The 13826-nt window shown below is 39.5% G+C and carries 14 protein-coding genes; all 14 read right to left on the reverse strand.

Annotated elements, in window-relative coordinates; all coding sequences use genetic code 11:
- Positions 1 to 530: 530 nt before the first annotated feature.
- A complete protein-coding gene (locus tag ACWTVK_RS09255) occupies positions 531 to 1706 on the reverse strand; it encodes an MFS transporter (protein WP_456046615.1) in 1176 nt (391 codons plus the stop codon).
- Positions 1707 to 1961: 255 nt separating this feature from the next.
- Complete coding sequence (gene secF / locus ACWTVK_RS09260; RefSeq protein WP_257847342.1) at positions 1962 to 2858, reverse strand: protein translocase subunit SecF; 897 nt, start codon at positions 2856 to 2858, stop codon at positions 1962 to 1964.
- Complete coding sequence (gene secD / locus ACWTVK_RS09265) at positions 2855 to 4129, reverse strand: protein translocase subunit SecD (RefSeq protein ID WP_060924903.1); 1275 nt, start codon at positions 4127 to 4129, stop codon at positions 2855 to 2857. Before secD ends, secF begins: the two co-directional genes overlap by 4 nt.
- A gap of 21 nt (positions 4130 to 4150) precedes the next feature.
- A complete protein-coding gene (locus ACWTVK_RS09270) occupies positions 4151 to 4717 on the reverse strand; it encodes a 5-formyltetrahydrofolate cyclo-ligase (RefSeq protein WP_456046616.1) in 567 nt (188 codons plus the stop codon).
- Positions 4717 to 5007, reverse strand: a complete 291-nt coding sequence (yajC, locus tag ACWTVK_RS09275; protein ID WP_005387358.1) for a preprotein translocase subunit YajC — start codon at positions 5005 to 5007, stop codon at positions 4717 to 4719. The genes ACWTVK_RS09270 and yajC overlap by 1 nt, the downstream gene beginning before the upstream one ends.
- 77 nt (positions 5008 to 5084) lie before the next feature.
- A complete protein-coding gene (tgt, locus tag ACWTVK_RS09280) occupies positions 5085 to 6200 on the reverse strand; it encodes a tRNA guanosine(34) transglycosylase Tgt (protein ID WP_105086235.1) in 1116 nt (371 codons plus the stop codon).
- 8 nt (positions 6201 to 6208) lie between these two features.
- Positions 6209 to 7234: a tRNA preQ1(34) S-adenosylmethionine ribosyltransferase-isomerase QueA gene (gene queA, locus ACWTVK_RS09285; RefSeq protein WP_303939678.1), complete on the reverse strand. Its 1026-nt coding sequence runs from the start codon at positions 7232 to 7234 to the stop codon at positions 6209 to 6211.
- An 11-nt stretch (positions 7235 to 7245) separates the two neighbouring features.
- Positions 7246 to 8847: a SpoIID/LytB domain-containing protein gene (locus tag ACWTVK_RS09290; protein WP_456046617.1), complete on the reverse strand. Its 1602-nt coding sequence runs from the start codon at positions 8845 to 8847 to the stop codon at positions 7246 to 7248.
- Between the two features lie 2 nt (positions 8848 to 8849).
- A complete protein-coding gene (ruvB, locus tag ACWTVK_RS09295) occupies positions 8850 to 9854 on the reverse strand; it encodes a Holliday junction branch migration DNA helicase RuvB (RefSeq protein WP_298708463.1) in 1005 nt (334 codons plus the stop codon).
- Between the two features lie 2 nt (positions 9855 to 9856).
- Positions 9857 to 10465, reverse strand: coding sequence for a Holliday junction branch migration protein RuvA (gene ruvA, locus ACWTVK_RS09300; protein WP_456046618.1), 609 nt, complete (start codon positions 10463 to 10465; stop codon positions 9857 to 9859).
- Complete coding sequence (gene ruvC, locus ACWTVK_RS09305) at positions 10465 to 10959, reverse strand: crossover junction endodeoxyribonuclease RuvC (RefSeq protein WP_105097535.1); 495 nt, start codon at positions 10957 to 10959, stop codon at positions 10465 to 10467. Before ruvC ends, ruvA begins: the two co-directional genes overlap by 1 nt.
- 205 nt (positions 10960 to 11164) lie before the next feature.
- Positions 11165 to 11899 carry a YebC/PmpR family DNA-binding transcriptional regulator gene (locus ACWTVK_RS09310; protein WP_303939687.1) on the reverse strand — a complete coding sequence of 245 codons (735 nt, stop codon included), beginning with the start codon at positions 11897 to 11899 and terminating at the stop codon, positions 11165 to 11167.
- Positions 11900 to 11908: 9 nt separating this feature from the next.
- Complete coding sequence (locus ACWTVK_RS09315) at positions 11909 to 12481, reverse strand: RNA methyltransferase (RefSeq protein ID WP_205097288.1); 573 nt, start codon at positions 12479 to 12481, stop codon at positions 11909 to 11911.
- 49 nt (positions 12482 to 12530) lie between these two features.
- Positions 12531 to 13817 (reverse strand): glutathionylspermidine synthase family protein, encoded by a 1287-nt coding sequence (locus ACWTVK_RS09320; RefSeq protein WP_456046619.1) that lies wholly within the window; start codon positions 13815 to 13817, stop codon positions 12531 to 12533.
- Positions 13818 to 13826: the final 9 nt, after the last annotated feature.

Genomic DNA, 13826 nt, shown 5'->3' on the forward strand with positions numbered 1-13826 from the left:
TTTGACTTTGTCAAAACCCGCACTCTGGCATATGTTCAATCATATGATTGATTACCTATCATTGTTCAGTTTTCAAAAATCTGTACCAGTTTCCACTACCTTCTTTCGAAGCGTTTCATCAACTGGCGACTTGATTATTCTATCAAGTTCAGCTCATTACGTCAAGCACTTTTTAAAACTTTTTTCAGAAGTTTTTTTGTGCTCATCGTTTGTGCTGTGTCCTAACGACTTGTATAAGTATAGCACAAATAAAATAATCGTCAACATATAAAAGGCTTGTTTTTACAACTTCATTTTAAATTCACTACACATCATCATAAGCACGCCTCAATTCCTTATTAATTCAGGTTTTAAATTGTATAACATCTTTTTTCCAATTACTTTAGTTCATTTTATTTTTAACTAACTTTCGCTAATTACTACTAAAGCTAAAAAATCCTTATAGAATACTTTCAAAGGTATCCTATAAGGATTTATGGTTTTATCTAAATCTACGAAGGTAAGCTTTCACAAATTAAATCCCCATATAACTACATTTCTAATGGAGTGTATTTTTTAATCCATACATGATACAGACCAAGCGCAACTACCATAACTAAAGCAGTAATAATATAAAGATATTGATATCCTAATGCACTTGCCAGTAATGCAAGTATTACAGAACCAGCGCCTACACTTATATCGAGAGCTAAAAAATATGTCGCCGTCGATACACCGGCTCGTTCAATAGGCGCTGATTGTATAGCTAATGCTTGAAATGCCGGCTGAGCCGCCCCATAGCCTAACCCCAATAATGGAGCTGTTAGAATAATTGACATCGGTGTTGTAGCAACGCCTAAAGCAAATAATCCTAATATAAATAAGCCTAACCCAGGATAAATAATAAACTTAGATCCATAACGAGCATAGACTTTCCCCACCACAGGTCGACTGATTATAATCATCAAGGCAAAGATTGCAAAAAAGGCACTACCCCAAATTCCTGCTCCCATACTATTCAGCTCGATAGGAATAAACACTAAAACACCTGAATAAGTAAAACCTATAAATAACCCCATTAATGCCCAAGGCAAACTTTTGCTTTCTATAAATTGAGAAATATGACAGCCTTTGCGCTTAGACGGTTTTGGTAAGGCTAATTCTTTTGAAAGAGGAATAACATTACTTAACAGCATAGCCAATCCTGTCATAGCCGTTAAAAATATATACAGTGCCATACTACCATATGATGATAGTGCATATAAACCAATAGCAGGCCCCAATACCATGGCTACATTTGAAAAGATGGCAAACATATTAATCCCCTCCCCTTTTCGACTAGGAGGTAGTACTAACACGGCTAAAGCAGACATCACCGTTGTACCAAGGGCAAAGACAACACCATGCAAACCGCGTAGCACGAATATAGCATCTAAGGATGTAGTGAAATTAAAGAGTCCCATAATGATGAAAAACAATGCTGTTGATATTAGTAAAACAATGCGCTTATTAAATCCATCAATCAATCGTCCTGCAAAGAGTCTACATATAATGGTGCCGATTTGAAAATACGTCATCGCCAGACCGGCATCTAAATCACCACCGCTTAGGTCGGAAGTAATCACTATAGGTAATGCAGCTACCAATACATATTGAGTCATATATATTATGCCACTGCTAATACCGTAATTAATAAAAGCAGGGCTCCATAACCGATTTGAGTCCATTTATCTATCCCCATTGATTTTGTGTTACTTTGCTATTGTACGCCTCAGTTCTATAGACTTCAAGGACATAAGACCATCATTTTGTATTATAAGTGCAACTATCCCCAATACTCCCCTCTTCTATTTTTTGATTCTTCTTTTTTCACCATGTGCCACAGACTAAAAAGAACCTCTCTAGACTGTATGCTAGAGAGGTTCAGTACTTTCACCATTATTATGGTAAAAGTAGTTCATATATTATTGTTGATTAATATATTACTGTTGATTGCGGATATCGTTTTTGTTGCGACTCTTCCACATAACCCATAAGGATGTAGCTACACAGATAGAGGAGTACGCACCACTAGCAAAACCGATGATCATACAAAGAGCAAAGTTCTTTGTAGTGTCCCCACCGAACAGATAAAGAGATACACAGGCGAACATAACTGTAGCCAATGTATAGAAACTACGGTGAATACTTTGTGTAATAGATGCATTCGCAAGATCTGCAAATGTATCAGAACGTTTATGTGTATGTGTATTTTCACGAACACGGTCAAAGATAACTACAGATTCATTCATGGAGTAACCTACAACCGTAAGAATAGCCGCCAAGAAAGATGCATCAATTTCTAATTGGAAATAAGAGAATACACCAAGAACCATAATCAAATCATGGAAAATAGCAACAAGAGCAGAAATAGCAACTTTATATTCAAAACGATAAGAAATATACAATGCTAACGCTGCGAATGCTATCACAAGATTTAACAACGCATGTTCTGTAACTTCAGAACCAATTACAGCACCTACAGTTTCAATACGTTTAACTGTATTATTACCAATAGATTTAGTCAAGGATTCAACTACAGCTGCACTTTCACTAGACTCGAGATTACGTGTACGAATCATTACGTCTTCGCCAGCTGTTTCACCAGTAGTATCACCAGAAAGCTGAATTTGTGCATTTTCAAGATTATATTCTTTCAAAACGTCACGAACTTGACTAACCTCTACAGGTTGATCAAATACAACTTCAACAATTGTACCACCAGTATAATCAATACCAAAGTTAAAGCCTTTAGTAAAGATAGAAATCAAACTGATAATAACAAGTGTGGAGGAAATAGCAAACCACCAACGATGATGTTTAATTACGTCTAATGTCATTTGCGTTTACCTCCTTTCAAAGATTTTGGTGCAAATGCGTCAGCACTTTTGCTTGGAGAGATATTCGCACCAAACCAGAATGGATGGTTTGTAAAGTTACAGTCAATAAGTAAGCGCAACAAGAAATGACTCACTGTAATCGCTGTAAACATACTTACAACAACACCTACGCCTAAGCTGATAGCGAAACCTTTTACCGGACCAGAACCTAAGATCGTCAAGATACCAGCCGTAATAATAACGGATACGTTCGCATCTGTAATTGTTGCTAAAGCACGACTAAAACCAGCTTCCATTGCTACACGCATGGATTTACCAGAGAATACCTCTTCCTTAAATCGTTCAAAGATAAGGATATTAGCATCTACAGCAACACCCATGGATAAGATAATACCAGCAATACCTGGCAATGTCATAGTCGCATTAAAGCCTTTACCTAATACAAGTAATAAGAGCATTACATATACAAGTAATGCGATATTAGCTACGATACCAGAAAAGCGATATAAAATAACCAAGAAAATCATGATCATTGCAATACCAGCACTGAAGGCTACAACAGATTTATCCTTGGAGTCTTGACCTAAAGAAGGACCTACTGTACGAACTTCCAATACATTAATTTTAACAGGCAATGCACCGGAACGTAACAAAATAGCTAAGTCTTTAGCTTCTTCTAAGCTTTGACTACCAGAAATTGTTGCTTTACCACCTGTAATTGCTTGTTGCACTACAGGATTAGTCAATTCTTTACCATCCAATGTAATGGCAATGCGACGGCCAATATTTTTAGATGTTAAATCCGCAAATTTCTTAGCCCCTTCATCACTTAATTCAATAGCAACGAGTGGTTGTTTATTTTGACCTAACTCTTCTTTCGCATCTTTTAAATCATCACCAGTCATAACAGTTTGACCTTGGTCATTTTTAAATTCCAAGACCGCTGTTTTACCGATACGTTTAATCGCTTCATCAGGATCTTTTACGCCTGGCAATTCGATGATAATACGACGAGCACCTTCACGTTGTACCAATGGTTCAGACAAACCCATTTCATTAATACGACGCTCTAAGATTTGCTTCGCCCGTTCCACTGCATCATTGTCAGCTTGACCAGTTGCAGAATCCTCTGCTTCCAATACGATATGCGTACCACCTTGTAAGTCTAGGCCTTGTTTCAAAGAACCTGCTAAAGGTTGAATGAAATACGCAAATAATCCAATGATGGCAGCAATGACTACTAAAAACTTGATAATAGCTTTACCGTTCAAAATAGTTGCTCCCTTCTACTACTATACGCAATGTATAACGCCTTGCTCCGTTACAATCTTGTTCATCCGTTGGTCTAATTCATCCATAGGGATTGGTTCATTCCAAATTTGGACACTCCAACATACGCCCATATATGTACTTGGTGAAAGTTCCTTGAGAAATCGATCATAATACCCATTCCCCATCCCCATGCGACCACCTTGACGGTCAAAGCCAGCACCAGGCACTAAAATCAAATCCAAGTCATGTGGATTAATAACCTCGTATGGCTCAGAGGGAATGCGTATATTTAACACACCCCGAGTGATAGATTCTAGAGACTTAAGACGAACGGCAATCATGGTCGTCTTATCTGTACACACTGGAACATATACGGATTTACCATGGTCTAAAGCATGACGAATCACATCGTCTAAATTGGCCTCCTTGGGCATCGCCAAATAGGCCATAATGGTATTAGCTGATATATACTCAGGACTATTAACAATTTGATTTGTCAAAAGCGTAGTCCACGTATTACAATCAGCAACGGATAAAGCAGCGCGCTGGGCCTTGCACGCCCGGCGCACTGCTTCCTTTGTATTCATTATTTTTCTTCCTTATTTTTCTTGGAAAGAACGTTAGCAATTGCAGAACGTGCAAATGTTAACTCCACTTTTTCAGATACTTGAACCTTTACTTTTTCATCATCAAGTTCAACGATTTCACCATAAATACCGCCAATTGTAACAATTTTTTGGCCTTTTTTCAAACTGCCCAACAAATTAGCGCGCTCTTTTTGTTGTTTCTTTTGTGGACGCCATAATAAGAAATAAAAGATTACGACCATCAACAAAATAGGCCAGCTGGTTTGCAACACTTGTAAAATATCTTCCATTTTATCCTCCTAGTATAATAAATATGTTTTTCTTTTCTAGTATAGCCACCTAATATAGATTTGACTAGACTTAATTACTATTTTTTAAAGCTATCCCAAAACTGCATTCTAAATTGAGGGAATCGATCTTCCAAAATAGCTTGTCGCATTTGACGCATAAACTCGAGCAAGAAGTAGAGATTATGGTATGTTACGAGACGCAATGCCAAAATTTCTTCCGCCTTATACAAGTGACGAATATAAGCGCGGGAATAATTTTTACATGTATAGCACTGACAGCCTTCTTCTAAAGGACCCCAATCATGAGCAAACTGCGCATTTCGAATGTTAAGGCGCCCCTTCCAAGTCATAGCCATCCCATTTCGAGCAACACGTGTTGGATATACACAGTCAAACATATCAATCCCACGTGCCACACCTTCAACAAGACAATCCGCTGTACCAACGCCCATCAAGTAACGAGCCTTGTTAGTTGGCAACAATGGTGTGGTATATTCCAAAATCTCGTTCATTAAATCATGAGGTTCCCCAACGGATAAGCCGCCGATACTATAGCCTTCAAAGTCCATAGCGACTAACTCTTCCGCACTTTGTTTACGCAAGTCTTTATACATGCCGCCTTGAACAATACCAAACATACCTTGGCGATCATGAGCTTTACGCGCCTCTTGGCAACGATGAGCCCAACGTGTGGTACGCGCTGTAGAACGCTTCGCATAATCATGATCTGCTGGATATGGAATGCATTCATCAAAGGCCATAGCAATATCAGAACCTAATTGCTCTTGTACCTTTGTGGCAACTTCTGGAGATAAAAACTGTTTAGAACCATCAATATGCGATCTAAAAGTTACACCTTCTTCAGTAATCTTACGCATGTCGCCTAAGCTAAATACTTGGAACCCACCGCTATCAGTTAAAATAGCTTGATCCCAATTCATAAACTTATGCAAACCACCTGCTTCTTCCACAAGTTCAGGACCAGGACGAAGGAATAAATGGTATGTATTACTCAAGATAACTTGAGAGCCCATAGCCTTTAATTCTTCAGGTGTCATTGTTTTAACAGTTGCCTGTGTACCTACAGGCATAAACATAGGCGTTTGGAAGGTACCATGTGGTGTATGCAATAAACCTGCACGTGCCCCCGTATGAGGACATGTCTTTTGTAATTCATAAGTAATACTTGGCATAGTCCCTCCTAACGAATAAACATAGCGTCGCCAAAGCTAAAGAAGCGATAACGCTCTCGAACAGCTTCTTCGTAGGCCGCTAAACAATGTTCACGACCGGCTAATGCACTAATCAACATTAACAATGTAGATTGAGGCAAATGGAAATTTGTTACCAATGCATCAATCATCTTAAATTTATAACCAGGATAGATAAAGATTTGAGTCCATCCACTAATACCTTGTAGTATACCGTCATCATTCGTAGCAGACTCGAGTGTACGTACAGATGTAGTACCGACCGCAATAATACGGCGTCCGTTTCTCTTAGCTGCATTAATACGGTCAGCGGTTTCTTGAGATACAACGAAGAACTCACTATGCATCTCATGATCTTCAATCGTCTCTGCCGATACAGGTCTAAAAGTACCAAGACCAACATGCAAGGTTACAAATTCAAGCTCTACGCCTTTAGCTTTTATTTTTTCTAAAAGCTCTGGTGTAAAGTGTAGACCTGCAGTTGGAGCCGCAGCAGAACCTTTCTCCTTAGCATATACCGTTTGATAACGATCTTTATCTTCTAACTTTTCATGAATATATGGAGGTAATGGCATTTCACCAATTTCTTGTATCACATCATCAAATACACCATTGCAAGTGAACTCAATGATACGGCCTCCAAATTCAGTCTTATCTATTACAGTCCCACTTAAGCGGTCGTCAAACTCTATAACTTGACCAATAGGACATTTTTTGCCAGGTTTAACAAGGCATTCCCACCGATTTTCACCACATGGAGTGAGGAGCAATACCTCGACCTTGCCACCAGAACCTTGCCGTTGACCATATAATCTAGCAGGAATAACCTTTGTATTATTAAATACAAGTACATCCCCTTCATGAAGTTCATCAAGCAAATCGTAAAAATGCTCTTTATGCGCAACCTCACCGGTAATCTTATCCAAGGTTAAAAGTCTTGCTGTATCGCGAGGTTCTACAGGATGTTGAGCAATTAGTTCTTCTGGCAATTCATAATCAAAATCTGTAACTTTCATCGTAATCCTTATTAGTACATTTTCTTTAATGTAATGCCACTATAATAGTGACGCAAAATAGTTTGGTAATAATTTGTATCCCCTGGGGTAGCACGTTTCGCCATCTCTGCGGCACCCCATTGAGACATACCAAGACCATGTCCCCAACCATGACCTTTAATATAGACAGTATCATTATTGCCCGTAAAGTTATGATATGCCTTACCCGTGTCTTTAGCAGGGTTATGATTTACATAAAAATCAAATAGTGTAGATTTTAAACCTAAAATACTACGCAAGGAATCGCCATCTACCGTCGTCTTCCCAGAGGTGCCTATGAAAGTAGCACTTTTGATACGACCAGACACGCCTCGGTCAGATGTTTGTTGACCAGGCTTGCCAAGAGGAGTCAATTGAATGCTCTTCAATTTGCCAACCCCTTTACTTGCTGCATTGAGCTTACTTTCAAGAGCCTGGCGAGAAGTTGTAACAGTCCAATTTGATGTAGATGTGCCAGTACTAAAATCCTTTACACCTTTCAAATATGGTACATCACTGCCCCAAACATTGACGCTATCCTCAGTATAGCCACCACCATCAGAATGGAATAAGGCATTAATAGGGCGTTGATTATATAGCATAACCATACCCTTTGTCTTATTGACTGCATTAGTAGTAGCCTGGGTTTCACCACTAACCCCATTATAGACTTGATGATCTGTGGACGTACTCACATCATACAATTTACCTTTATTTTCTTCCATTGTATGAAGCGCATACGTGCGAGCTGCTACAGCTTGTGCTTCTAATGCTGCTGCAGGCCAAGACGGAACGACTTCCTGTGGAACTACGCCATAAAGATAGTCTTCAAGAGGTACAGAGTTAATGACCATCATTTTACCATTATTAGCACGTAATGTAAGTCCACCGCGATAACCTTTACCTTCAAACAAGAATGGCGCATCACTATTAGCTGGTTTTAAGGTAACTACACTATCAATGGCCTTGCCATTAACAACAATTTTACCACTTCGAACGCCAACAGAGGTACCACGATTAGCACTTATCGTACTAACTTGACCATTGCCACTGTTTAACACCACCATATTAGCTGTAGACGTAACAGTAGCATCAGAACTACGACTTCCTAATAGAACACGTACATTTGGTACATGCTCTATGCGCTCCGTAGCAGGCGTTACTACAGAACCCACCTTATTGCGCGTAATAACTGCCGTATTAGCTTGAATGCTATTTGCATTAGATGTTTTTACAACCTTAGATGCAGTAGACTTAACACCAGTAGATGTAGTTTTTGCTACAGGTTTTGGAGCTACTGTTTTCTGAGCTTTCGTTGTAGCACTAGATGCTGCAGGTTTAGCAGCTGGCTTCGACGACACTTTTGACACAGGCTTTGGAGCCGGTTTAGTTACAAGTGGTCGAAAAGTTGACTTCTTAGTCGAATTTACTTTCGATACATTTATTGTAGATACTGTTGATTTCGGCATTGGCTTTTTAGTTACTACTGTACTTTTATGTTGCAATGTTGCCCCTTGAGCAACAGAAGCACCGCCAATATTTACACCTAAAAACAAAGTTGCCATTATCATCAATTGTAATCGTTTCGTTTTCATTGTCATTTCCCTGTCTGTGAAATACCTAAATGCTCATAGGCAAGTTTAGTAGCCACCCTCCCACGTGGTGTGCGTCCTAAAAATCCTAATTGCATCAAATATGGTTCATACACATCTTCGATGGTATCTCTCTCTTCGCTGATAGCCGCCGCAATAGTATCAATACCTACCGGACCGCCATCATAGTTTTTAATAATACACTCCAACACACGTCGATCGATTCGATCGAGTCCCTCTTTGTCTATGTATAAACGTTGTAACGCTTCATCTGCAATTTCCTGAGTGATAACCCCATCACCGATAACTTGTGCAAAATCACGTACCCGTTTAAGTAGACGATTTGCGATACGCGGTGTTCCCCTTGAACGACGCGCTATTTCGCTAGCCCCAGTTGGCTCAATCCCAATATTGAGTATTTCTGAGGCCCGAGTCACAATAAACTCTAATTCCGGTTGTTTATAATATTCCAACCGGTTAATAATACCAAAGCGGTCCCGCAATGGTGCCGCCAAAGCTCCGGCTCGTGTAGTAGCACCGACCAAAGTAAACTTTGGCAAGTCAATGCGTACCGTTCGAGCACTTGGCCCTTTACCGATGATAATATCGATAGCATAGTCCTCCATAGCAGAGTACAATACTTCCTCTACGCTACGAGACAAGCGATGAATTTCATCGATAAATAGTACATCGTGATCATCTAAATTCGTCAAAATCGCAGCCAAGTCACCAGACTTTTCAATGGCAGGACCAGAGGTTATGCGAAAGTTAACACCCAATTCGTTCGCAATGATACCTGCTAATGTAGTCTTCCCAAGACCTGGTGGACCATAAAGCAAAACGTGATCCAATGCTTCACTACGTTGCTTAGCCGCCTGAATATACACATTTAGATTACCTTTGGCTTCTTCTTGACCTACGTATTCATTAAAGAATTTCGGACGTAGACTATATTGCCATATATCTTCTTCGTGCTCGCCATTTCCGACAAGGCGTACTTCTTCGTTCATCCTTATCGTCCTTTCCCAAGCTCAATCAAGCTAACCTTAATCAACTCAGATACATCGCGTTTACCATCATCTAAAGACTCCACAATATCAGCCACATCTCGCTCGGAATATCCTAATGATACAAGAGCTTCAATAGCCTCTCCTGCAGCACCACTTGCAGTAACGCCAATTGGCTGAATCACCGCTGGTGACTCCGTAGAGATATGTGTCATTTTAGCTAACTTATCCTTTAATTCAAGAACAAGTCTCTCTGCAGACTTCTTGCCAATGCCAGGCAATTTAGTTAATTGCTGGACTTGGCCATTGATTACTGCTAATTTGAAAGCCTCCGGTGTCATGCCAGACAAAATACCTAACCCCACCTTAGGCCCTATACCGGAAACAGAAATGAGTAGAATAAATAGCTCATATTCCTCTTCCGTCCAAAAGCCATAGAGTTGCATCGCATCTTCACGCACGTTGAGATATGTAAATAACGTTGCCTCACGGCCTTCAATCAGTCGTTGACGCGTAGTGGTCGGCACATATATGCGATACCCTACGCCATGTACATCTACGTAACAAGACTCTTTAAAGAGATGTGTTACGATGCCCCGTACATACCCTATCATTATACCAACCTCTTCAATCTATCATTGTGAGAACTATGGGCCGTACAGATAGCGACAGCCAATGCATCCGCCGTATCATCGGGCTTAATTTTCTCACGAATCCCCAAAATATTCATCGTCATATAAATGACCTGATTCTTATCAGCCTTGCCGTAACCTGTTACAGCTTGCTTGATTTGCAGCGGTGTATATTCATAGATTGGAATTCGTTGTTGCTCGGCAGCCAATAAAATAACGCCCCGTGCTTGACCAACCTTAATAGCCGTCGTTACATTTCGGTTAAAGAATAATTCCTCTACACCAAATTTATCTGGCTTATATTCCTCTAGAATATCACTGAGGTCATTAAATAAAATTTCCAACCGCTGTGAATCAGTTAATTCCTTAGGAGTTGTAATAGCCCCATAGGCTACTGGTGTTAGTTTACTGCCCTTCACGTCAATAATGCCGTAACCGCATATCGCCGTGCCTGGGTCAATTCCTATAATTCGCACCCCAACCCCCTTAGTCTAAAAATGAGATAAGCTATCGCCTACCTCCAATACATAATCTATTTTATTATAGCACAATACCACATCGAAATTCATGAATTACTGCATAAAATTTTATAAGAAGTCTATTAGTTTTATTAACTTTTACAAAAATTTCTAACATCATCTTACAATAGAAAAGGAGCACCCCTGAGAGTGCTCCTATTTATTATTCTTCGTCGTCTGGCAAAATACCATTGTGATATACGTTTTGTACATCATCAAGATCATCCAATACGTCGAGCATTTTTTGCATTTTAACAGCGTCATCACCAGATAGCTCAATTGTAGTATCAGGGATCATTGTAATTTTTGCTACTACTGTTTCGATGCCCGCATCAGCAAGAGCTGCTTCTACTGCATCATAATCTTCAGGTGTTGTGTAGATTTCAAACACATCATCTTCAGACTTAAGGTCTTCTGCACCAGCTTCAAGAGCTAACATAGTCAATTCATCTTCGTCATGACCTTCTTTATCGATAACGAATACGCCTTTAGATTTAAACATCCAACCTACACAACCGCTTTCACCAAGGTTACCACCTTGTTTAGAGAATGCATGGCGCACATCTGCTGCTGCACGGTTACGATTATCCGTCATAACCTCTACAGTAACAGCCACACCAGCTGGACCATAACCTTCATATACGATTTCTTCGTATGCGTTCATATCCGTAGCACCAACGCCTTTATCGATGGCACGTTGAATATTATCCTTAGGAATATTGTTTTCACGAGCTTTTTGCAAAGCCAATTTTAAACGCATATTACCTGTTGGATCAGCACCACCCATACGTGCTGCTACAGTAATTTCACGACCGATTTTCGTAGCTAATTTAGCCTTCAACGCATCAGTTTTACCTTTTTTATGTTTAATATTTGCCCATTTTGAATGTCCTGACATAGACGCCTCCTATTTATTCCACCATGCTTCGCCCCGTAATCGATCTAAGATGATTGAAACGGCACTACGCACAGATAAATGATTGTATTCGCCATGGCCATATATAGGTTCTAAAATATAGTCAAAGCTTTCCATCGTTTCTTTTGTCATACCATAACCGGTACCAAATAATACTAACACAGGGCGACCCTCATTTTCAAGGTGTTCACGCATCCGTGCATAGGAAATTGTATTATCATAAGTTCTAGCATCGGTAGTTGCTACGATAGGTTTTACCCCTTCCAGTTCCTCGATAGTACGCACCGCAACAGCGATAGAATTAACGAGTTCAACGCCTGTGAAAGCATCTTTTCTATCCGGATTATAGGTACTACCAAAACCTGACTTCCAATGCTCCATAATGGTAGCTGCCAATTCTCGTTGAGCAGGTATATTATGAATCACAAAATATTTAGATACATCATAGGTGATAGATGCGCGTGCAATATCGTGAATATCATAATTGGTAATGGCCGTCGTAATGACCTCTTTATGTTTGTTTATAATTGGATAATGAACAAGTCCAATATACAAATTAGCCAATGCCTTATATCTCCTATAACCTAACAACAAATATAAACAATAATAGTTTTTAATCAATAACTAAAGGTAAAAAATAGGCTTCTGTACCAGCAATTTCTTCAGGAGAGAAACGGGCTCCCACAGCAGAGGCTTGGTCGCCAAGCATAAAACAAGACAGCGTCAAGCAACCTTCTTTTGTACCACTATCTACAGTGTGAATAAAACGTTTTTGCTTAATAAAATCTTGGTACATAACCTTCTTACTGTCACGGCAAACAATGTCATCATAATTATCTACAAACTTTTCCATAAAGACCTTTGCTTGATCGCCATGTTTTTCAACGACTTGAATATTGCGTCCCTCACGGCCCCAAATTTCTTTTTGAATATAAAGGCCTTCATCGAGGTTAGGAAAATCACTTTCAAAATAGGACGGAGTCAAATAACGTTCAATAATATCTCGCTCAGGACCTGTAAAAAATTGATTAGTTAAGTATAAGGCATACACCAAGGACATAAATGACTTATTTTGCAAAATGATCGCTTCTGGAGGATTAAATAAATTAAATCGCCCCTCATTATATAAATCTAAGAACATTTCACCTAACGGTTCTCCCGTTGCCGTCGTCTCATCGATTAACAATTCCATGGGATGCAAACGATACAGGTTTGATGCATGACTGCCATCAGGAATTAAAATCCCTTCATCATCAATGACCATATCATAAAATGATAAGAATCGTACATCTGCCTCAGGACAAGCGGATTTCATCGTATTCATTAAAAACTTAGTGGTTCCTAAATCTTCTAAATAATCATGAAAGCAAGCAAACACAAATGGATTCGCTTCACCACTCTTTACCGTATTATATTTACTATTTTCCTGAGAAGTGCGTTCATAAACACGTTTCAAAAAACGTTCTAGCTCATTCCTAGCCCCTTCATTTGGATGCTCTTTATCAAAATAACGGGCGCCTACCTCATTAGCATAATAACTTTCAATCAAAAAGCAGGGGGTATCCGCATTAATTTCCACCATGCGCAATCGCCCCTGTGTATCGAGAACAAAATCAAAGCGAGACAGCCATGTAGGTAGGCCTAACGGATTCCCTCGGTGAAGATAAGGAATCAGATTTTCCGGCATATCCATATTGAGGGCAAACTCATCAGGTGCCTGCTGAAAGACCTTAGTAGCCTTATAAAATATTTGGAATAACATACGAGATGCATGTCGTATTTCATCGTAAAATTCAGCAGGAAAAGATTGTACTGAAAGCGTTGGATATCGATCGTCATATCCTTCATAATCTACAAAAGGCAGTATGCCCGTATCTAACTCATCAATATAGGATTGCATAATACCGCC

It is taken from the genome of Veillonella sp. Ser01, assembly GCF_053850375.1.

Excerpts from the sequence above, each read along its gene's own strand:
- yajC (WP_005387358.1), bottom strand. The coding sequence starts at position 5,007 with ATGGAAGATATTTTACAAGTGTTGCAAACCAGCTGGCCTATTTTGTTG.
- ACWTVK_RS09290 (WP_456046617.1), bottom strand. The coding sequence starts at position 8,847 with ATGAAAACGAAACGATTACAATTGATGATAATGGCAACTTTGTTTTTA.
- tgt (WP_105086235.1), bottom strand. The coding sequence starts at position 6,200 with ATGCCAAGTATTACTTATGAATTACAAAAGACATGTCCTCATACGGGG.
- ruvB (WP_298708463.1), bottom strand. The coding sequence starts at position 9,854 with ATGAACGAAGAAGTACGCCTTGTCGGAAATGGCGAGCACGAAGAAGAT.
- ACWTVK_RS09255 (WP_456046615.1), bottom strand. The coding sequence starts at position 1,706 with ATGGACTCAAATCGGTTATGGAGCCCTGCTTTTATTAATTACGGTATT.
- queA (WP_303939678.1), bottom strand. The coding sequence starts at position 7,234 with ATGAAAGTTACAGATTTTGATTATGAATTGCCAGAAGAACTAATTGCT.
- secF (WP_257847342.1), bottom strand. The coding sequence starts at position 2,858 with ATGACATTAGACGTAATTAAACATCATCGTTGGTGGTTTGCTATTTCC.
- ruvA (WP_456046618.1), bottom strand. The coding sequence starts at position 10,465 with ATGATAGGGTATGTACGGGGCATCGTAACACATCTCTTTAAAGAGTCT.
- ACWTVK_RS09310 (WP_303939687.1), bottom strand. The coding sequence starts at position 11,899 with ATGTCAGGACATTCAAAATGGGCAAATATTAAACATAAAAAAGGTAAA.
- ACWTVK_RS09320 (WP_456046619.1), bottom strand. The coding sequence starts at position 13,817 with ATGCAATCCTATATTGATGAGTTAGATACGGGCATACTGCCTTTTGTA.
- ACWTVK_RS09270 (WP_456046616.1), bottom strand. The coding sequence starts at position 4,717 with ATGAATACAAAGGAAGCAGTGCGCCGGGCGTGCAAGGCCCAGCGCGCT.